Here is a 19,174-nt window from a genome sequence, read left to right on the forward strand (position 1 = left end):
TCCCACTCCGGGCCCTCGTCCGGGGTGACCTGCGACCGGGTTCGAGGACGGCCGCGTCCCGCGGCGATTACCCTGGTCGGTGTAGCCCCCGGGTATTGGAAGGACGCACATGCTCACCCGTACCGACCTGCGCGGTCGCGTTCCGTCCACCGTCGAGCTGCGCGCGACGCTGCCGCGCGCCGAGATGGACGTCGAGCACGTGCTGCATCGGGTCCGGCCGGTGATCGAGGCGATCCGCGACCGCGGGGTGGAAGCCGTCCTCGAATTCACCGAGAAGTTTGATTCCGTCCGACCGGAACGGGTGAGGGTGGCGGCCGCCGAGCTGAGGCGGGCCCTCGACGATCTCGACCCGGCGGTACGCGCGGCCCTGGAGGAGTCGATCTCCCGCGCCCGCAGGGTGCACGACGACCAGCGGCGCATCGACACGACGACGCAGGTCGTGCCCGGTGGCACGGTCACCGAGCGCTGGGTGCCGGTCGCCCGCGTCGGCCTGTACGCGCCGGGCGGGCTGGCGGTCTACCCGTCCAGCGTGGTGATGAACGTGGTCCCGGCGCAGGCCGCCGGGGTGGAATCGCTGGTGGTGTGCAGCCCGCCGCAGGCGGAGTTCGGCGGCCTGCCGCACCCGACGATCCTGGCCGCCGCGCAGCTGCTCGGCGTCGAGGAGGTCTGGGCGGTCGGCGGCGCGCAGGCGGTGGCGCTGCTGGCCTACGGCGGGCACGACACCGACGGCGCCGAGCTGACGCCGGTGGACATGGTGACCGGGCCGGGCAACGTCTACGTGACCGCCGCCAAGCGGCACCTGCGCAGCCTGATCGGCATCGACTCGGAGGCCGGGCCGACCGAGATCGCGGTGCTGGCCGACGAGACGGCCGACGCGGTGCACGTGGCCGCCGACCTGATCAGCCAGGCCGAGCACGACACCCTCGCGGCGAGCGTGCTGGTGACCACCTCGGTCGAGCTGGCCGACGCGGTCGACGCCGAGCTGGAGCGCCAGGTGGCGCAGACCAAGCACGTCGAGCGGATCAGCACCGCGCTGGCCGGCGAGCAGTCCGGCTGCATCCTGGTGTCCACTGTGGAGGACGGCCTCCGGGTGGTGGACGCGTACGCCGGCGAGCACTTGGAGATCCAGACCGCGGACGCCGAAGCGGTGGCCGCGCGGGTGCGCAACGCGGGCGCGATCTTCGTCGGCCCGTACGCGCCGGTGTCGCTGGGCGACTACTGCGCGGGCTCCAACCACGTGCTGCCCACCGGTGGCTGCGCGCGGCACTCGTCCGGCCTGAGCGTCCAGAGCTTCCTGCGCGGCATCCACGTGATCTCCTACAGCGAGCAGGCTTTGCGCGACGTCGCGGACCAGGTGGTGGCGCTGGCCAACGCCGAGGACCTGCCCGCGCACGGTCAGGCGGTCACCGCCCGCTTCTCCCGCTGAGCGCCCGGAACAACCGAAGGTAGAACCCATGAGTGACGTGCTCGGCGCCGACACGACGCTGGCCGACCTGCCGCTTCGCGACGATCTGCGCGGCCGCAGCCCCTACGGCGCGCCGCAGCTGGACGTCTCGGTTCGGCTCAACACCAACGAGAATCCCTACCCACCGCCGCAGGAACTCGTCGACGACGTGACCGCCGCGGTGCAGGAAGCCGCCACGGTACTGCACCGCTACCCGGACCGCGACGCCACGGCGCTGCGCGCCGACCTCGCCGCGTACCTGACCGAGGCCACCGGCGTGCAACTGGCGACCGGGAACCTGTGGGCGGCCAACGGCTCCAACGAGGTCCTGCAGCAGATCCTGCAGGCCTTCGGCGGGCCCGGCCGCACCGCGCTCGGCTTCGTTCCGTCGTACTCGATGCACCCGATCCTGTCGGCGGGCACCCGCACCGACTGGCTGCCCGCGCCGCGCCGCGACGACTTCAGCCTGGACGGCGCGCAGGCCGCCCGCATCGTCGCGGAGAAGCAGCCCAGCGTGGTGTTCGTGACCAGCCCGAACAATCCCACCGGGCAGTCGGTGTCGCAGGACGACCTGCGCGCGATCCTGGACGTCGCCCCCGGCGTGGTCGTGGTGGACGAGGCTTACGCCGAGTTCTCCGCCCGGCCCAGCGCGATCGAGCTGATCCGGCAGTACCCGGCGAAGGTGATCGTCAGCCGCACGATGAGCAAGGCGTTCGCGTTCGCCGGCGGTCGGCTCGGCTACCTGGCGGCGGCCCCGGCCGTGATCGACGCCCTGCTGCTGGTGCGCCTGCCGTACCACCTGTCGGTGGTCACCCAGGCCGCCGCGCGGGCGGCCCTGCGGCACGCCGAGGCCACCCTCGGTTCAGTGCGGGCGCTAGTCGACGAGCGCGAGCGGGTCGTGGAAGCGTTGCGGGAGCAGGGTTTCTCGCCGGTGCCCAGCGACGCCAACTTCGTCCTCTTCGGACGGTTCGCGGACGCGCACCGCGCGTGGCAGCGCTACCTGGACGCCGACGTGCTGATCCGCGACGTCGGGATCCCCGGCCACCTGCGGGTCACCATCGGCACGCCGGAGGAGAACGACGCCTTCCTGGCGGCGAGCAAGGTCGTGAGCGAGGAGATCAGCAAGTGACATTCCAGCCCGGGACCCGGGTCGGCCGGGTCGAACGCACCACCAAGGAATCCTCGGTGCTGGTCGAACTCGACCTCGACGGCACGGGGCAGGTCGACATCGACACCACGGTGCCGTTCTACGACCACATGCTCACCGCGCTGGGCACCCACGCGGCCTTCGACCTGAAGGTTAAGTCGACCGGCGACATCCACATCGACGCGCACCACACGGTGGAGGACACCGCGATCGTGCTCGGCCAGGCGCTGCGCCAGGCGCTCGGCGACAAGAAGGGCATCCGCCGCTTCGGCGACGCCTGGATCCCGATGGACGAGACACTCGCGCACGCGGCGGTGGACGTCTCGGGCCGCTCGTACTGCGTGATGACGGGCGAACCGGAGCAGTTCAACAGCTTCACGATCGGCGGCAACTACCCGTTCGTCCTGAACCGCCACGTGTTCGAGTCGCTGGCGTTCCACTCCCAGATCAACCTGCACACCAGGGTGATCCACGGCCGCGACCCGCACCACATCGCGGAAGCTCAGTACAAGGCGATCGCCCGAGCCCTGCGGGCGGCGGTCGAACCCGACCCCCGCTTCGCCGGCGTGGTCCCGTCCACGAAGGGCGCCCTGTAGGAGGTCTTGGGTGCGAAAACCGGTTGGAGCCGGTTTTCGCACTCACGACGCCTCACCTCAAACCGGCCGGGTAACCAGATCCCGGTTGACGGCGTCGACTGCGTCGCTGAGCGCGGCAAAGCCGCGGCGCGTGCAGCTGAGCACGAGCTCGTCGTTACCGCGGAAGATCAGATTCACCTCGTCGACGCCCTCGTCGTACTCGTGCGTGACCTCGACGGTCTCCGAGATCCAGGCCAGCGTGGCGGTCTCAACCCCTTGCCCTCGGTACACAGCCGACTCCCCTCCGGGCACAAGACCCGAACTAGATAAGGTTCAGTGGACGGAAATCTCAAGGCTCATGCAATAGCCTTGTGATGAGGATAAGGATTGTTGGCGAGCTTTGACATTGCCCGAATTGGGTGATCATCCGACGAGGGAGGCTCCTGTGCCAGCCGGACGTCAAACCGTGGAACGCCGCCAACTGGGTCTGATGCTCCGTCGTTTCCGCGACCGAGCGGGCAAGACCCAGCAGCAGGCAGCCCAGGCGATCGGCCGTAATACGGCCCGCATCAGCCAGGTCGAAACGGCCAAAGGCTCCTTCAGCCCGGAGGAGTTGAACGCGCTTCTGGACTTCTACGGGGTCAACGCAACTGAGCGGCAGACGGTCCTTGACCTCGGTGTGCAGGCGAGGAAGCGCCAGCGCGGCCCCATCTACGCCGACCAACTGCCGCTCGCGTTCGAGCGCCTGGCCGACCTCCAAGCCGACGCCGAGTCGATCGGGTTCTACGAAGCTGGCGTTGTGCCGGGCTTGGCTCAGTCCGCCGACTACGTTCGTGCGGTTATTGAGTCAGGTGACGGCGTCTGGTGGGATTCCTCTGAGGACGAGGTGGAAATGCGGGTCGCGTTTCGCTTGGAGCAGCAGCGCCGGGTCCTGGAAGCCGGCGATCCGAAGGACGTCTTCCTCGTTCTGGCTGAGGCGGCAGTGGACCAGCCTGTCGGCAGCATTTCCGTGTTGCGTGGTCAAATCCTGCATCTGCTTCAACTCGGTGAGCGTCCGAACGTCATGGTTCAGGTGTTGCCGAACAATGTGCGGAACAACCCGTTGCTGGGCGGAGGCTTGATCACTCTTGACTTTGGGGGCGCAGCGCCGCAGATCGCCTTCGTCTCGGTGATCTATGGGTCAGGTATCTATCACGATCAAGAAGAGGACACTGGGCCCATGTTCCGTGCCTTCGAGCGAGTGCAGGATCTTGCGTTGGACTTGGAACAGACCCGCAACCTGCTGATCGACAAGCTGAAGGGGCTTGGGCAATGAGCTATGACACCGGCTGGTTCAAGAGCAGTCGCAGTGCCGCCGCGAGCAATACATGTGTCGAGGTCCGATTAACCGACCAGGCTGTGGGTGTCCGGGATTCGAAGGTCCCGGAGGCTGGCCACATCACGGTCAGCCACGCCGCTTGGCGTGCATTCCTGAACCGGCTCCGCTGATCCGGTTCCTCGGCCGCGGTTCGATGTTTCCGCCGCCAGCAGGAGAACGGCTGCTCGGCGTGGTTGGCCGGGTGCTGGTGGTTACGCCGTTCGGCTGACACGGGTGGTTCATTGTTGCGTCACTGCGGGGATTCCGCCGCTTGGCTTTCGTCGATGACGATGTCCGCTCGTGACTGAGGTTTCTCGACGTCGGGTTCTGACCGGTGCCGCCGGGGTCGTTGGCGGCGCAGCCGCCGCTTCACTGCTGCCGCCTTCGCTGCACGAGGCCATGGCGCGGCCCGCTCCCAAAGGCGGCTTGGACGCGATCGAGCACGTCATCGTGCTGATGCAGGAGAACCGTTCCTTCGACCACTACTTCGGCACGCTTCGCGGCGTGCGCGGCTACGGCGACCGGCAGCCATTGCAGCAGTCCGATGGCCGGACCGTGTTCCAGCAGCCCACCGCTGGCGGTGAGGTGCTGCCGTTCTCGCTGCGGCAGGGCGCCGAGCGCGAGGGGCGGCCGGTGTCGGATATCCAGTACCTCGGCGACCTCGACCACAGCTGGGGCGGCAGCGGTAAGGCGTGGGCGCGCGGCTGGAACAACGACTGGATCGCCGCGAAGACCGCCGCCACCATGACGTACTACGAGCGGCAGGACATCCCGCTGCAGTACGAGCTGGCCGACACGTTCACCATCTGCGACGCCTACCACTGCTCGGTTTTCGGCTCCACCAACCCGAACCGCAACTACCTGTGGACCGGCACCACCGGCTACGAGCCGGGCACCACGAAGCGCGCGGTCACCAACGCCGCCTACAGCTACGACCACGCCGGCTACGAGTGGACCACGTACCCGGAGCGGCTCGAAAAGGCCGGACTCTCCTGGCAGATCTACCAGGAGTGGGACAACTTCACCGACAACGCGGTCGAGTACTTCAAGACGTTCAAGGCGATCGGCCACAAGATGCTCGCCTCGGTGGACGGGAACTTCCGCACCACCGAGGAGTTCTACACCGCCCTCTTCGACAAGCCCGCCGCGGAGCAGCAACGGCTGCTCAAGCAGTTGGAGGCCGGTCGCGCGGCCTTGACCGACGCCGAGCGCAGCCTGTTCGACCGCGCGATGTACCGCAGCGAGCCGGGTACGCTCGTCCAGCGGCTCCGCGCCGACATCAAGGCGAAGCGGCTGCCGAAGGTGGTCTGGCTGGTTCCGTCCGCTGTCGATTCCGAGCACCCGGGCAGCTCCACGCCAGTCGGCAGCGCGAACCTGATCTACGACGTGCTGGACGCCATTGCCCACCCGAAGATCTGGTCGAAGACCGCGCTGCTGCTCAACTTCGACGAGAACGACGGCTTTTTCGACCACGTGCCGCCGCCGGTGCCGCCGAAGCGGGAGTCCGGCAACGGCGACGACTACTTCGAGGGCCAGCCGATCGGGCTCGGCCCGCGGGTGCCGATGACCGTGGTGTCGCCCTGGACGATCGGCGGTTTCGTCAACTCCGAGGTGTTCGACCACACGTCGGTGCTGCGGCTGCTGGAGCGCTGGACCGGTGTCCAGGAATCGAACATCAGCTCCTGGCGGCGCTCCGCGTGCGGCGACCTGACCTCGGTGTTCGACTTCGAGAACGCGGCGAAGGCGCCGAAGCCCGCCGAGCCGGGCCTGGTGCCCGAGCCGATCAAGCGCTGGCACCCCAAGCCGCCGGCGGAGCAGGCACTGCCGGTGCAGGAGCAGGGGCGGCGGCCGGCGCGGGCGCTGCCGTACCAGCCGCATGTCTCCGGTGCGGTGAACGGGGAAGCGGTCGGGCTGCGGCTCGGCAACGCCGGTCCGGGCTCCGCGCACTTCACGATCTACCCGTACGCGGGAGAACTGCCCGAACCGTCTCATGTGGACGTCCGCGGCGAGCAGGTGGTGGACGTGCCGGTGCGCGAGGACTACCGGTTCGCGGTGCAGGGGCCGAACCGGTTCTGGTTCGAGTTCAGCGGTTCCCGCAGCGGCAAGGCGGCGGGCATCGACGTGCGGACGAACCCGGACGCCCGTTCCGGCGGGCTGTCGCTGGAACTGCGCAACAACGGCGGCGAGGCCGTCACGCTGCGCCTGCGGTCCCTGGGCTACGCGGCCGGTGAGCAGCGCGAGGTCCGGCTCGCCGCAGGCGGCGCGGAGACCGTGGCGTGGCCGACGGACCAGGGCTGGTACGACGTCGAGGTGACCGCCGCCCAGGACAAGTCGTTCCGGCGTCGCGCAACCGGCCGCGTCGAGAACGGCGCACCGGGCCTCACCGGCTGACCCCGCCGGTCAGGTGCCGTGCGTGTTTTCGGGCGCTACAGCACCCGAAAACACGCACGGCCCGGCATTGCACACCGATATGTGCAATGCGTGATCACGCGATTACTCAGCTGGCTAGAATCCGTGGTTGGCAGTCGGCCGAATTCGGTCGATGTCGAGCTGAATCAGGACATGTGGCCGGGAGGAAGCTGGGTATGTCATCTGCGGCGTGGCTCGTGCGCGGCGGTCGTGAAGGTGAACGAGAGGACCGAGCCCTGAGCATGGGCTTGGTGATAGCTGGTTGGGACGAGGTCGGTGATCTGACCGGGTTAACCACCAAATCAGACGTGCGCGGGGTGATCGAAGATTCGTATCCAGGCGATAGCAAAGCGACCGTGGCGAACTGGACGGGTCAGCTGTGGCGGCTCGTCGCCGAAATCCAAGAGAGCGACCACGTCGTAATGCCGCTGAAGACCCGATCGCAGCAGATCGCGATCGGTCGCGTCAGCGGGCCGTACCGCTTCGACTCCGACGCGCCTCCCGGCTTTCAGCACGTCCGTGCGGTGGATTGGATCCGCAAAGACGTTCCGCGTGATTCGGTCCAACGGGATCTGCTGGACAGCATGGGTTCGCTCTTGACGATCTGTCGGTTGCAGCGCTTCCAGGCTGCCGAGCGGGTGGCGGCACTCGCGGCGGAGGGGGTGGATCCTGGGCCATCTGCGGACGAGCACGAGCGGCATGGCGTGCGCACGCCGCGGGAACTGGTCGACAAAGCCGTTGCCGCCGATCCGAAGTCCCCGATCCGGCTGTCGATCAGGGAATTGCTGGCTTGTTGGGGCCTCGTCCGTCGCACCCCGGCCAACATCGCTGCGATCGAGACCGATCTGAGCGAGCTCGGGCTCACCACCAAGCCGCCGTTCACCGAGGGCTGGATCGACAACGTGGTCGAGATCGTGCCCGTCGGCGAAGAACCCGGTGAGTCGGAAGCGTTGGACAGCCGCGCATCGACCGAGAACACCCAAGACGTATCCGAATTCCCGCCCATCACGTTGCGGTTGGGCATGCTGAAGCCGGCGAACAACGGTGTCGCAAGTGTGCGGCCTGAGGACAAACTTTCAAAGGCGACGACTCGGATGCTCGCCGACAACTATTCGCAGCTGGCGGTAATCGATGGCGAGGGAAACTTGCGGGGCGCGGTCAGTTGGGAGTCGATCGGCCAGTCCAGCATGTCGCGGTCAGCCACCCAGGTATCGCACGTGATCGTCCCTGCCCGGACTGTCGATCATCGTGAAGATCTGTTGAGTCAGCTGGATGAGATCTACCGCAGTGGCTACGTCTTCGTCCGCGGAGCGGACCAGTCGATCAGCGGTATCGTGACGACAGCGGATCTCACCGGTCAGTTCGGGGACACCGCTCGCCCGTTCGTGCTGATCGAGGAAGCCGAGCGGAGGCTGCGTCGGCGGGTGGACGAAGCATTCAGCCTCGAGGAAATCCAGAACGTGGCTCCCCGACGACGTCGCAGTACGATCAGTTCGGCCGCGGACCTCACCCTCGGGAACTACAAGTATCTGCTCGAGCCGACTGAGCATTGGCGGCGGCTTGAATGGCCGCTCGATCACGAGGTTTTCCTCGACCGGTTGGACCAGGTACGTGAAATACGTAACGAGCTAATGCATTTCACCCCGGACCCGCTGAACAACGCTCAGCTTGATTGCTTGACGGGGTTCGTCCGGATGCTGCGCACCGTCGATCCGCGGGATTGATCAGGCGAAACGCAGAAGGGGCCCGGTCACTGCAAGAGGACCGGGCCCTTCTGCTTGGTGTCAGCTCTTCGTTGCCGCCGCGACCTTTTCGGGTTCTTCGTCGGCCGGGGTGGCGCCGCCGTGGCCATCGTCGACGAAGGACTGCTCGTTGAACGGGCTCTCGCCCGCGAACACCTGCTTCATCTGGTCGCGGTCGATCTCCTTGGTCCACGCGCCGATGAGGACGGTCGCGACCGCGTTGCCCGCGAAGTTGGTCAGCGCCCGCGCCTCGGACATGAACCGGTCGATGCCCACGATCAGGCCGACGCCGTCCAGCAGTTCCGGCCGGTGCGACTGCAGCCCGCCGGCCAGGGTGGCCAGCCCGGCGCCGCTGACGCCCGCCGCGCCCTTCGAGGCGATCATCATGAACAGCAGCAGCCCGACCTGCTCGCCCAGCGCCAGCGGGTCGCCCAGCGCGCTCGCGATGAACAGCGACGCCATGGTCAGGTAGATCATGGTGCCGTCCAGGTTGAACGAATAGCCGGTCGGCACCGTGATGCCCACCACCGGCTTGCTCACCCCGAGGTGCTCCATCTTCGCGATCAGCCGTGGCAGCGCCGCCTCCGACGACGAGGTGGACACGATCAGCAGGAACTCGCGTCCCAGGTAGCGCAGCAGCGAGAAGATGTTGACCCGCGCGAACATCCACAGGACCGGGCCCAGCACCAGGAACACGAACAGCAGGCAGGTGGTGTAGAAGCCGAGCATGATCACGGCCAGGCCCTTGAGCGCCTGCACCCCGGTCGCGCCGACGACCGCGGCGATCGCACCGAACGCGCCGACCGGCGCCGCCCACATGACCATCGCCAGCATCTTGAACACCAGCCGCTGGATGTGCTCGATGCCGCGCAGGATCGGCGCGCCCTTGTCGCCCATCGCCTGCAGCGCGAAACCGGCCAGCAATGCGACCAGCAGCGTCTGCAGCACCTGTCCCTCGGTCAACGAGGAAACGAGGGTGTGCGGGATGATCCCGAGCAGGAAGTCGGCGGTGCTCTCGGCGCCGTCACCGGCCTGCTGTGCACCCTGGCCGCGCAGCGAGTCGGTGATGTGCAGGCCCTCACCGGGGTGCAGCACGTTGCCCACCAGCAGGCCGATGACCAGCGCCACCACGGACATGACCATGAAGTAGGCCAGCGCGAGGCCGCCTACCTTGCCGACCTTGGCGGCCTTCCGCACGCCGCCCACGCCGAGCACGATGGTGCAGAAGATGACCGGCGAGATCATCATCTTGATCAGGTTGACGAACCCGGTACCCAGCGGCTTGAGGGCCTTGCCGAGGTCGGGCGCGATGAAGCCGACGGCGATGCCTGCCACGACTGCGGCGATCACCGCGATGTACAGGTAATGCGTTCGATCCCGACGGTGTGTCTGCGCAGCGTCGTTGCTTGCCACTGTTGCACTCCTACTGGGATACCGGGTCACACTCGTACCAGCCGTGTCCCAGGTCACGGTCCGGCCGGATGAGACTATCTGCGCCAGGTATCGTCTGCGTCACGCTTCTGTTCATTGTGTTCACCTATCCGACACGGGTTTGTCATGCCTTCCGCCGATGACCGGAACTGGTTCGGCCGCGTCCGGCCACGCTGGAGCCTGGCCCGCCAGCTGTTCGTGCTCCAGGTGGTCGTCGTGGCCATCGTGGTGCTCACCGGAGCCCTGCTGGCCTGGTACGACGCTGGGCAGCGCAACGAGGAGAAGGCCGCGGACAAGGTCGTCACGGTGGCCCGCGTCCTGGCCGCGCAGCCCGCGGTGCGCGACGGGCTGACCGCGCCGAACCCGACGGCCACGCTGCAGCCGCTGGCCGAACGCGTCCGGGCCGAGACCGGCGTCGATTTCATCACGATCATGTCCCCGGCCGGCATCCGCTACACGCACCCGGACCCGACGCGCATCGGGCAGCCGTTCATCGGGCACATCGAGCAGGCCGTGGCCGGGCAGGTGTTCACCGAGACCTACACCGGCACGCTCGGCCCGTCGGTGCGCGCGGTGGTGCCGGTCTACGACGACGCGCACCGGCTGGTGGGACTGGTGTCGGACGGCATCACGGTGCAGATGCTCACCGCCGAGCTGCGCGAGCAGGTGACCGTGCTGGTCGTGGTCGCGGTGGGGGCGCTGCTGGTCGGCGGGCTGCTCACGTACCTGGTCAGCGCCCGGATCCGGCGCCACACCCACGGGCTGCAGCCGGCCGAGCTCAGCCGCATGTACGAGTACCACGACGCGATCCTGCACGCGGTGCGCGAGGGATTGCTGCTGGTGGCGCCGTCCGGGCGGATCACGTTGTGCAACGATGGTGCCGCTGTGTTGCTCTCGCTGGATCCCGTCGAAACCGAAGGCAAGCACGTGTCCGAGCTCGGCCTCCCGCAGTCCCTTGTGGAGACTCTCGCGACGGGGCGGGCAGTGCGCGACGAGGTCCACCTGACCGACGACCGCGTGCTGCTGGTCAACGTCTCGCAGATCCGCAGCGGCGAGCGCGACCTGGGCACCGTGGTCACGCTGCGCGACCACACCGAACTGCAGGCGTTGAGTGGCGAGCTCGACTCGATGCGCGGGTTCGCCGAGTCGCTGCGCTCCCAGGCCCACGAGTCGGCGAACCGGCTGCACACCGTGGTGTCGCTGATCGAGCTGGGCCGCGCCGAGGAAGCCGTCGCGTTCGCCACCGCCGAGCTGCGGCTCGCCCAGCAGCTGACCGATCGGGTGGTCGGGGCGGTCGGCGAGTCGGTGCTCGCCGCGGTGCTGCTGGGCAAGAGCGCCGAGGCAGGGGAGCGCGGAGTGGAGGTCGTGTTGAGCGCCGACACTGAGATCGACGACGTCGACGTGGGGCACATCGACTCCCGGGACCTGGTGACCATCCTCGGGAACCTGATCGACAACGCCGTCGAGGCGACGATGGAAAGCGCGCGCCCGCGAGTGGAGGTGACCCTCCGGTCCACTGAGGACGGTGTGCTGATCCGGGTCGCCGACAACGGGCCGGGGGTCGATCCGGGGAGCGCGCAGCGGGTCTTCCAGCGCGGTTGGTCGACGAAGGATGACGGCCGCGGGCTCGGGCTCGCGCTGGTCGGGCAGAGCGTGCGCCGCCACCGCGGCAGCATCGACGTGCACAACGAGGGCGGCGCGGTGTTCACCGTGCTGTTGCCCAGCCGTTCGGGGTGCCGGGGATCGGACGCGGCTCGGTGATCTCGGTCCTCGTCGTCGAAGACGACCCGCTGGTGGGTGAGGCGCACGAGACCTATGTCAACCGCGTTGCCGGCTTCGCGGTGGCCGGCCGGGTCCGCACCGGCCAGGAAGCCCTGCGGTTCGTCGAACGCACCTCGGTCGACCTGGTGCTGCTCGACCTGCGGCTGCCCGACATGGACGGGCTGCAGGTCGCGCGGGCGCTGCGTACCGCGGGCAGCAACGCCGATGTGATCGCGGTGACCTCGGCCCGCGACCTCAAGGTGGTCCGGGCCGCGGTCTCCAGCGGCGTGGTGCAGTACCTCCTCAAGCCGTTCACGTTCGCGGCGATGCGGGAGAAGCTGGAGCACTACGCGCGCTTCCGGGCCAGCCTGGGGCACGATCGGGAGGTAAGCAGCCAGGCCGAGATCGACCGGGCGTTCTCCGCGCTACGCGGCGTCGACCGAGCGGCGTTGCCGAAGGGCATGGGCGAGGAGACGCTCGCGGCGGTCGTCTCGGGGCTGCGCGCCAACCCCGGGGGAGCTCCGGCGGGGGCGGTCGGCGAAGCCATCGGGGTGTCGCGGGTGACCGCCCGCCGGTACCTGGAATACCTGGTCAACAAGGGCATGGCTGAGCGCCGCCCGCTCTACGGCGCGGTCGGCCGCCCCGAGATGGCCTACCGCTGGATCGGCGAAGCCTGACCGGAAGCCCTTTCCCGATGCCGCAATTTCAATGGAAATTGGACCTTCGATTTCCATTGAAATTGCGGTAACTAGTGGCGCGCGGACGGTCAGGGGCGGTCGGCTATGGGGCGGAGGAGGGGTGCTCCCGGGCCGAATTCCGCCAGCTTGTCGTCGGCATTGTGCAGGGCGCAGGTGCGCAGCGAGAGGCAGCCGCAGCCGATGCAGCCGGTCAGGCGGTCGCGAAGCCGTTGCAGGCCGTCGATCCGGGCGTCCAGCTCGTCCCGCCAGCGGCGGGACAGCCGCGCCCAGTCTGCCTTGGTCGGAGCGTGGTCCTCCGGCAGCGTCGCCAGCGCCTCGGAAATCTGCTCCAGGCTCAGGCCGACCCGTTGCGCGGAGCGGATGAACGCCAGCCGGCGCAGCACCGAGCGGTCGTAGCGGCGCTGGTTCCCGGAGGTCCGGGTGGTGGCGATCAGGCCGCGCTGCTCGTAGAAGCGCAGCGCGGTCTGGGCGATCCCGCTGCGGTGTGCGACCTCTCCGATGGTCAGCAGTTTCGGTAGCTTGGACACGTCCGCCAGGTTAGCCGAAACTTAGAGCATGGTGCAGGTATTTTCCCTTCTGGGGCCTTGACTTCTCCGACACGCCGCACCGGGTGCTGGCGCTGGGTGTCAGCCGCGAGGGGGGAACTGCGGGCCTACGGCACCGCCGACGAGCACGAAGCCGCGCACGGCCTGGGCCCGACCGGCACCGGCGCGGCGGTGCGGGACTTCCTGGACGCTGCGGCGAGGTGACCTGCGCCGCCCGCGACGTGGCCTGATGCGCCATCCGGGTAGCCTGGGGCCGTGGCACGAGTCGTCATCTTGGACTACGGATCAGGCAACCTCCGCTCCGCCGAACGCGCGCTCCAGCGCGTCGGGGCCGACGTCGAGGTGACCGCCGACCATCGTGCCGCGATGGAGGCCGACGGGCTGGTCGTTCCCGGTGTCGGGGCGTTCGCCGCGTGCATGGAGGGCCTGCTCCACGTCGGCGGCGACAAGATCATCGACCACCGGCTGGCCGGCGACCGCCCCGTCCTGGGGATCTGCGTCGGCATGCAGGTGCTCTTCGACGAGGGCGTCGAGCACGGCATGCAGGCCAACGGCTGCGGCCAGTGGCCGGGCACCGTCGAGCGGCTGCAGGCCGACATCCTGCCGCACATGGGCTGGAACGAGGTGCAGCCGCCGGCGGGCAGCACCCTGTTCGCCGGGATCGAGCCGGGCACCCGGTTCTACTTCGTGCACTCCTTCGGCGTCCGCAAGTGGCAGCTGCCGCCGTCGGACGCGATCGCGCCGCCGCTGGTGACCTGGGCCGAGCACGGCGAACCGTTCGTCGCCGCAGTGGAGAACGGGCCTCTGGCAGCGACCCAGTTCCACCCGGAGAAGTCCGGGGAGGCGGGCGCGCGGCTGCTGCGGAACTGGCTGGACAGCCTGTGACGCGGCGGCACGGCCTGCTGGGGCCGCGAGCGGTCCGGGTGATTGCCCTGGTCCTGGCGTTGGGGATGATCGCGGGCCTCGGCGCGCCTTACCTGCTGCAGGCCGGGGTGCCGCTGTGGACGGTGCTGCTGCTGGTGCTGATCGTGCTTGCGGTGCCCGTCGTCGCCGTGGCCCGAGGCGACCGCACCCGCCGCTGAGCAGGGCAGGTGCGGCGTCGTAGGGTTGGGGCGTGACATTCACGCTACTTCCCGCTGTTGACGTTGCCGACGGTCAGGCAGTGCGCCTCGTGCAGGGTGCCGCCGGTACCGAGACCTCCTACGGAGACCCGCTGGAGGCCGCGCTGGCCTGGCAGCGCGCGGGGGCGGAGTGGATCCATCTGGTCGACCTGGACGCCGCGTTCGGCCGGGGCTCGAACCGGGCGCTGCTGGCCGAGGTGACCGGCAAGCTCGACGTGCAGGTGGAGCTCTCCGGTGGCATCCGCAACGACGCCTCGCTGGAGGCCGCGCTGGCCACCGGCTGCGCGCGGGTCAACCTCGGCACCGCCGCGCTGGAGAACCCGCAGTGGGCGGACCGGGTGGTCGCCGAGTACGGCGAGCGGGTCGCGGTCGGGCTGGACGTGCGGATCACCGAGCAGGGCCACCGGTTGGCCGCGCGCGGCTGGACCAAGGACGGCGGCGACCTGTGGGAGGTGCTGGCCCGGCTGGACGCCGCCGGCTGCCGCCGCTACGTGGTCACCGACGTCAGCAAGGACGGCACGCTGCAGGGGCCGAACATCGCGCTGTTGCGCGAGGTCTGCGCCCGTACCGAAGCTCCGGTGATCGCCTCCGGCGGTGTGTCCAGTGTGGACGACTTGGTGGAGCTGTCGAAGCTCGCGTCGGTCGGCCTGGAGGGCTCGATCGTCGGAAAGGCGCTCTACGCCCGGAACTTCACGCTCGAAGAGGCCCTCGCAGCCGTGCGCTGAGCGCCCCGTCCACCGCACCGCACGGCCGTGTCTCTACCCTGGAGATATGGCCGTTGCGGTGCGTGTGATCCCCTGCCTGGACGTCGATCAGGGGCGGGTCGTCAAAGGCGTCAACTTCACCAACCTCAGGGACGCCGGCGACCCGGTGGAGCTCGCCCGCGCCTACGACGCGGAGGGCGCCGACGAGCTCACCTTCCTCGACGTCACGGCGTCCTCGGCGGACCGGGAGACCACCTTCGACGTGGTCCGCCGCACCGCCGAGCAGGTGTTCATCCCGCTGACCGTCGGCGGCGGCGTGCGCAGCACCGACGACATCAACCGGCTGCTGCGCGCCGGGGCGGACAAGGTCAGCCTGAACACGGCGGCGATCGCCCGGCCCGAGCTGCTCAGCGAGGCCTCGCAGCGCTACGGCGCCCAGTGCATCGTGCTGTCCGTCGACGCGCGGCGCGTGCCCGAAGGCGGCCAGCCGACGCCGTCCGGCTACGAGGTCACCACGCACGGCGGTCGGCGCGGAACCGGGATCTGCGCCGTGGAGTGGGCCGCGAAGGGCCAGCGGCTCGGCGTCGGCGAGATCCTGCTGAACTCGATGGACGCCGACGGCACCAAGGCCGGTTTCGACCTGGAGATGATCCGCGCGGTGCGCGAGGTCGTCGACGTGCCGCTGATCGCCAGCGGCGGGGCCGGCGCGGTCGAGCACTTCGCCCCTGCGGTGCGCGCCGGGGCCGACGCGGTGCTGGCCGCCAGCGTGTTCCACTTCGGACAGCTGCGGATCGGCGAGGTCAAGGACGCCATGCGGGCGGAAGGGATCACGGTTCGATGAGCGGTCTGGACCCGGCGATCGCGGCCCGGCTCAAGCGCAACCCGGACGGGCTCGTCGCGGCGGTCGCGCAGCAGCGCGGCACCGGCGAGGTGCTGATGATGGCGTGGATGGACGACGAGGCGCTGCACCGCACCCTCGCCACCCGCCGCGGCACCTACTACTCCCGCAGCCGCCAGCAGTACTGGATCAAGGGCGAGACGTCCGGCCACACCCAGTACGTGCACGAGGTCCGCCTGGACTGCGACGGCGACACGGTCCTGCTGGTCGTCGACCAGGAAGGCGCGGCCTGCCACACCGGCGACCACACCTGCTTCGAGGCGGACGTGCTGCTCGAAGCGGAAGGCTGACGGTCACCGGCCGGAGATGTCGCCGGTGAGGTAGCGCTGGAGGTTGGGGCCGATCGCTGACACGACGGTCTCGTGGTCGGCCGAGGCCAGCGGCTCCAGGTGGACGACGTAGCGGGCCATTCCCAGCCCGACGATCTGCGACCCGCACAACGCCGCGCGCAGCTCCGGCTGGTCCACGCCGAGCACCTTGATCAGCCGGTTGAACATCACGTTCTGGATGAACTCCCGGAGCATCGCCACCGCGTTCTCGTTGGCCGCGATGCTGCGGACCAGGGCCGCGAACTGGCCGCCCTCCGCATTGTCCCACACGGTCAGGAACCGCCGCAGCAGCCGCTCGGCCAGCTGCTCCCGATCGCCCGCCAGCAACTCCGGCACCACCTCGGCCGGGTTGACCGGGATTTGCACCGCCGCGGTGAACAGCCCCTCCTTGCCGCCGAACCAGTGGTTGACCATCGCCGGATCGACCCCGGCCCGGCCCGCGATGGCGCGCACCGTCGCCGAGTCGTAGCCCTGCTCGGTGAACACCTCGCGCGCCGCAGCGAGCAGCGCAGCCCTGGTGTCGGCTCCGCTGCGCCGCCGCCCGCGGCGTTTCGGCTCGGTTCCGCTCTGGTCGATTCCACTGCCCACCCGCCCATCCTGGCCGCCGCCGCGGCCCGGGGGCAAAGCGGTGTGGAGGTCCCGCGCGGACCGGAACGGGTGGGCGGCACAATGACGACATGGTCGGCGACGGTGAAATCGGCACTATCAGCCCTGGACGCGAGGAGTTCCGCGCACTGGCGGCGGGCCGCCGGGTGATCCCGGTGGTGCGGCGGTTGCTCGCGGACGACGAGACCCCGCTCGGGGTGTACCGCAAGCTCGCCGGGGACCGCCCCGGAACGTTCCTCTTCGAGTCCGCCGAGAACGGTCGCTCCTGGTCGCGATGGTCTTTCGTGGGTGCGCACTGCGCGGCCGCGCTGACCGTCCGCGACGGCCAAGCACACTGGACGGGCAACCCGCCGGTGGGGCTGCCAGACAGCGGCGACCCGCTGCAGGCGCTGCGCGAGACGGTCCGGCTGCTGCACACCGATCCGCTGCCCGGGCTGCCGCCGCTGACCGGCGGCATGGTCGGCTACCTCGGCTACGACGCGGTCCGCCGGCTGGAGCGGCTGCCGAACCTGACCGAGGACGACCTGCAGATCCCCGAGATGGTGATGCTGCTGGCCACCGACCTCGCCGCGCTGGACCACCACGAGGGCAGCATCACGCTCATTGCCAACGCGGTGAACTGGGACGACAGCCCGGAGCGGGTGGACGCGGCCTACGACGACGCGGTGCGCCGGCTGGACGAGATGACCGAGCGGCTGTGCACCCCGGCCGCGCCCACGATCGCCTCGTTCTCCCGGCCGAGCCCGCAGTTCGTCCGGCGGCGCCAGCCCGACGAGCATTACGCGGCGGTGGCGAAGGCCAAGGAGGCGATCCGGGACGGCGAGGCGTTCCAGGTCGTGGTCTCGCAGCGGTTCGAGATGACGACCAGCGCGGACGCCCTCGACATCTACCGGGTCCTGCGCACGACGAACCCCAGCCCGTACATGTACCTGCTGCGGCTGGCGGCACCGGACGGCGGCACGCCGTTCGACATCGTCGGCTCCAGCCCCGAATCGCTGGTCACGGTGCGCGACGGGCAGGCGACCACGCACCCGATCGCCGGGACCCGCTGGCGGGGTGCCGACGAGGACGAGGACGCGCTGCTGGAGAAGGAGCTCCTCAACGACGACAAGGAGCGCGCCGAGCACCTGATGCTCGTCGATCTCGGCCGCAACGACCTGGGCCGGGTCTGCAAGCCGGGTTCGGTGCACGTCGTCGACTTCTTCCGCATCGAGCGCTACAGCCACGTCATGCACATCGTGTCCACCGTGACCGGGCAGCTCGCCGAAGGGCAGACGGCGTTCGACGCGATCGCCGCGTGCTTCCCGGCGGGCACGCTCTCCGGCGCGCCGAAGCCGCGCGCGCTGGAGCTGATCGAGGAGCTGGAGCCGACCCGGCGTGCCCAGTACGGCGGCGTCGTGGGCTACCTGGACTTCGCCGGAGACGCCGACACCGCGATCGCGATCCGCACCGCGCTGGTGCGCGACGGCACCGCGTACGTGCAGGCCGGCGGCGGCATCGTGGCCGACTCCGACCCGGTGGCCGAGGACCAGGAGTGCCTGAACAAGGCGCGCGCGGTGCTCAACGCGGTGGCGACGGCGGAGACGCTGTCGCGGCCGGCCAGCGATCAGGCGACGGGGGAGCGGGTTGACCACAGAGCCGGGATCTGAGACGACTGCGCGGCCCGCGCGGTCGAAGGGCCTGCTGTGGTCGGTGGTGCTGCTGGCGCTGGTCGCAGCCGGATTGATGTGGGGCGCCAGCGCGCTCACCTGGGTCGGCCAGCGCTACCGCACGCCGTTCGGCACCGAGGTCACGGGCGGGTTCACCGGCGAGGACCTGCGCCCGGAGCTGGTGCCGATGGCGCTCGCGGCACTCGCCGCCGTCGCGGCGGTGCTGGCGACCGGCGGGTTGTTCCGGCGCGTGGTGGGTGTCCTCATCGCGGTCGCGGGCGGCCTGCTGGCCTGGCGGGCGGCCCAGCTCTACACCTCCGGCTGGTTTGCGACCGGGAAGCCCGCTGACGTGCCGCCGGGCAGCACGCCGATCGGTGAGCTGTCCAGCCAGCCGTACGGGCCGCTGCTGATGGCCGCGGGTGCGCTGCTGCTGTTCGTCGCCGGGCTGCTGGTGGCGTTCCGCGCGGGCAGAATGCCTGCGATGGGTGCGAAGTATTCGGCCCCGGGTGCCGCGAAGCCGAGATCCCACGATCCGGAGCGCCAGATGTGGAACGACTTGGACGCCGGGCGCGATCCAACTGACGAACAGGATCGTTGAAAGTATTTCAAATTAACCGAAGGGTGGAAAAGCCAGTTCGGGACGGTTCCGAACGGGTGCCCGACCACGCCGCCAGGGCCGAAGGTCCTTGTTGTGCAGGGACGTTGGGCCACCCCCTTGGTGGGACCCGTGGCCGGTGAGGTTTAGCATCGGCCATGCG

General features: G+C 69.4%; 21 protein-coding genes. 17 read left to right on the forward strand and 4 right to left on the reverse strand.

Going from position 1 to position 19,174, the window contains the following annotated elements; all coding sequences use genetic code 11:
- Positions 1-109 precede the first annotated feature (109 nt).
- Genes hisD through hisB form a run of 3 tightly spaced genes read left to right on the forward strand, consistent with a single transcriptional unit; the run spans position 110 to position 3,187 of the window.
- On the forward strand, positions 110-1,426 hold the full coding sequence (hisD, locus tag DL519_RS39220; RefSeq protein ID WP_190822396.1) for a histidinol dehydrogenase: 1,317 nt from the start codon (positions 110-112) through the stop codon (positions 1,424-1,426).
- A gap of 28 nt (positions 1,427-1,454) precedes the next feature.
- Positions 1,455-2,573: a histidinol-phosphate transaminase gene (locus DL519_RS39225; protein ID WP_190822398.1), complete on the forward strand. Its 1,119-nt coding sequence runs from the start codon at positions 1,455-1,457 to the stop codon at positions 2,571-2,573.
- Positions 2,570-3,187: an imidazoleglycerol-phosphate dehydratase HisB gene (gene hisB / locus DL519_RS39230; RefSeq protein ID WP_190822400.1), complete on the forward strand. Its 618-nt coding sequence runs from the start codon at positions 2,570-2,572 to the stop codon at positions 3,185-3,187. Before DL519_RS39225 ends, hisB begins: the two co-directional genes overlap by 4 nt.
- Before the next feature lie 57 nt (positions 3,188-3,244).
- Here hisB and DL519_RS39235 read toward each other — a convergent pair whose 3' ends face one another.
- Positions 3,245-3,457, reverse strand: a complete 213-nt coding sequence (locus DL519_RS39235) for a hypothetical protein (protein WP_190822402.1) — start codon at positions 3,455-3,457, stop codon at positions 3,245-3,247.
- A 154-nt stretch (positions 3,458-3,611) separates the two neighbouring features.
- Here DL519_RS39235 and DL519_RS39240 point away from each other — a divergent pair, with 154 nt between their 5' ends.
- The 4 genes from DL519_RS39240 (at position 3,612) to DL519_RS39255 (ending at position 8,656) form a co-directional block, all read left to right on the forward strand.
- Complete coding sequence (locus DL519_RS39240) at positions 3,612-4,481, forward strand: helix-turn-helix domain-containing protein (RefSeq protein WP_223840047.1); 870 nt, start codon at positions 3,612-3,614, stop codon at positions 4,479-4,481.
- On the forward strand, positions 4,478-4,654 hold the full coding sequence (locus DL519_RS39245) for a DUF397 domain-containing protein (protein WP_190822404.1): 177 nt from the start codon (positions 4,478-4,480) through the stop codon (positions 4,652-4,654). The genes DL519_RS39240 and DL519_RS39245 overlap by 4 nt, the downstream gene beginning before the upstream one ends.
- A 169-nt stretch (positions 4,655-4,823) precedes the next feature.
- Entirely contained in the window at positions 4,824-6,914 is a 2,091-nt protein-coding gene (locus DL519_RS39250) for a phosphocholine-specific phospholipase C (RefSeq protein WP_190822406.1), read from the forward strand.
- A 335-nt stretch (positions 6,915-7,249) separates the two neighbouring features.
- Positions 7,250-8,656: a CBS domain-containing protein gene (locus DL519_RS39255; RefSeq protein ID WP_223840048.1), complete on the forward strand. Its 1,407-nt coding sequence runs from the start codon at positions 7,250-7,252 to the stop codon at positions 8,654-8,656.
- Positions 8,657-8,716: 60 nt separating this feature from the next.
- Here the strand turns inward: DL519_RS39255 and DL519_RS39260 are convergent, their stop codons facing one another.
- On the reverse strand, positions 8,717-10,087 hold the full coding sequence (locus tag DL519_RS39260) for a cation:dicarboxylate symporter family transporter (protein WP_190822410.1): 1,371 nt from the start codon (positions 10,085-10,087) through the stop codon (positions 8,717-8,719).
- 144 nt (positions 10,088-10,231) lie between these two features.
- Between DL519_RS39260 and DL519_RS39265 the strand changes: the two genes are divergently transcribed.
- Positions 10,232-11,866 (forward strand): sensor histidine kinase, encoded by a 1,635-nt coding sequence (locus DL519_RS39265; protein WP_190822412.1) that lies wholly within the window; start codon positions 10,232-10,234, stop codon positions 11,864-11,866.
- Positions 11,863-12,543 carry a response regulator gene (locus DL519_RS39270; RefSeq protein WP_190822414.1) on the forward strand — a complete coding sequence of 227 codons (681 nt, stop codon included), beginning with the start codon at positions 11,863-11,865 and terminating at the stop codon, positions 12,541-12,543. Before DL519_RS39265 ends, DL519_RS39270 begins: the two co-directional genes overlap by 4 nt.
- Before the next feature lie 89 nt (positions 12,544-12,632).
- Here DL519_RS39270 and soxR read toward each other — a convergent pair whose 3' ends face one another.
- Positions 12,633-13,091 (reverse strand): redox-sensitive transcriptional activator SoxR, encoded by a 459-nt coding sequence (gene soxR / locus DL519_RS39275; RefSeq protein ID WP_317891421.1) that lies wholly within the window; start codon positions 13,089-13,091, stop codon positions 12,633-12,635.
- Positions 13,092-13,187: 96 nt separating this feature from the next.
- Here soxR and DL519_RS49245 point away from each other — a divergent pair, with 96 nt between their 5' ends.
- Genes DL519_RS49245 through hisI form a run of 6 tightly spaced genes read left to right on the forward strand, consistent with a single transcriptional unit; the run spans position 13,188 to position 16,122 of the window.
- The gene (locus DL519_RS49245; RefSeq protein ID WP_263399770.1) at positions 13,188-13,313 is read left to right on the forward strand and encodes a hypothetical protein; all 126 of its coding nucleotides are present in this window, start codon (positions 13,188-13,190) and stop codon (positions 13,311-13,313) included.
- A 51-nt stretch (positions 13,314-13,364) separates the two neighbouring features.
- Positions 13,365-13,994 (forward strand): imidazole glycerol phosphate synthase subunit HisH, encoded by a 630-nt coding sequence (gene hisH / locus DL519_RS39285; protein WP_190822416.1) that lies wholly within the window; start codon positions 13,365-13,367, stop codon positions 13,992-13,994.
- A complete protein-coding gene (locus DL519_RS39290) occupies positions 13,991-14,191 on the forward strand; it encodes a hypothetical protein (RefSeq protein WP_190822418.1) in 201 nt (66 codons plus the stop codon). The genes hisH and DL519_RS39290 overlap by 4 nt, the downstream gene beginning before the upstream one ends.
- 32 nt (positions 14,192-14,223) lie before the next feature.
- Positions 14,224-14,955 (forward strand): bifunctional 1-(5-phosphoribosyl)-5-((5-phosphoribosylamino)methylideneamino)imidazole-4-carboxamide isomerase/phosphoribosylanthranilate isomerase PriA, encoded by a 732-nt coding sequence (gene priA / locus DL519_RS39295; RefSeq protein ID WP_190822419.1) that lies wholly within the window; start codon positions 14,224-14,226, stop codon positions 14,953-14,955.
- Between the two features lie 46 nt (positions 14,956-15,001).
- A complete protein-coding gene (hisF, locus tag DL519_RS39300) occupies positions 15,002-15,775 on the forward strand; it encodes an imidazole glycerol phosphate synthase subunit HisF (RefSeq protein WP_190822422.1) in 774 nt (257 codons plus the stop codon).
- Positions 15,772-16,122, forward strand: coding sequence for a phosphoribosyl-AMP cyclohydrolase (gene hisI / locus DL519_RS39305; protein WP_190822424.1), 351 nt, complete (start codon positions 15,772-15,774; stop codon positions 16,120-16,122). Before hisF ends, hisI begins: the two co-directional genes overlap by 4 nt.
- A 3-nt stretch (positions 16,123-16,125) precedes the next feature.
- Here the strand turns inward: hisI and DL519_RS39310 are convergent, their stop codons facing one another.
- Complete coding sequence (locus tag DL519_RS39310; RefSeq protein ID WP_190822426.1) at positions 16,126-16,749, reverse strand: TetR/AcrR family transcriptional regulator; 624 nt, start codon at positions 16,747-16,749, stop codon at positions 16,126-16,128.
- Positions 16,750-16,838: 89 nt separating this feature from the next.
- Between DL519_RS39310 and DL519_RS39315 the strand changes: the two genes are divergently transcribed.
- Together DL519_RS39315 and DL519_RS39320 are read left to right on the forward strand one after the other, a co-directional pair.
- The gene (locus tag DL519_RS39315; RefSeq protein WP_190822428.1) at positions 16,839-18,416 is read left to right on the forward strand and encodes an anthranilate synthase component I; all 1,578 of its coding nucleotides are present in this window, start codon (positions 16,839-16,841) and stop codon (positions 18,414-18,416) included.
- Positions 18,394-19,014, forward strand: coding sequence for a Trp biosynthesis-associated membrane protein (locus DL519_RS39320; protein ID WP_190822430.1), 621 nt, complete (start codon positions 18,394-18,396; stop codon positions 19,012-19,014). Before DL519_RS39315 ends, DL519_RS39320 begins: the two co-directional genes overlap by 23 nt.
- Positions 19,015-19,174 lie beyond the last annotated feature (160 nt).

It is taken from the genome of Saccharopolyspora pogona, from assembly GCF_014697215.1.
In the GTDB taxonomy this organism is placed as follows: Bacteria; Actinomycetota; Actinomycetes; order Mycobacteriales; family Pseudonocardiaceae; genus Saccharopolyspora; species Saccharopolyspora hattusasensis.

Coding starts and splice junctions, on each gene's coding strand:
- hisD (WP_190822396.1), top strand. CDS start 110: ATGCTCACCCGTACCGACCTGCGCGGTCGCGTTCCGTCCACCGTCGAG.
- DL519_RS39225 (WP_190822398.1), top strand. CDS start 1,455: ATGAGTGACGTGCTCGGCGCCGACACGACGCTGGCCGACCTGCCGCTT.
- DL519_RS39245 (WP_190822404.1), top strand. CDS start 4,478: ATGAGCTATGACACCGGCTGGTTCAAGAGCAGTCGCAGTGCCGCCGCG.
- DL519_RS39265 (WP_190822412.1), top strand. CDS start 10,232: ATGCCTTCCGCCGATGACCGGAACTGGTTCGGCCGCGTCCGGCCACGC.
- hisF (WP_190822422.1), top strand. CDS start 15,002: ATGGCCGTTGCGGTGCGTGTGATCCCCTGCCTGGACGTCGATCAGGGG.
- hisI (WP_190822424.1), top strand. CDS start 15,772: ATGAGCGGTCTGGACCCGGCGATCGCGGCCCGGCTCAAGCGCAACCCG.
- DL519_RS39315 (WP_190822428.1), top strand. CDS start 16,839: ATGGTCGGCGACGGTGAAATCGGCACTATCAGCCCTGGACGCGAGGAG.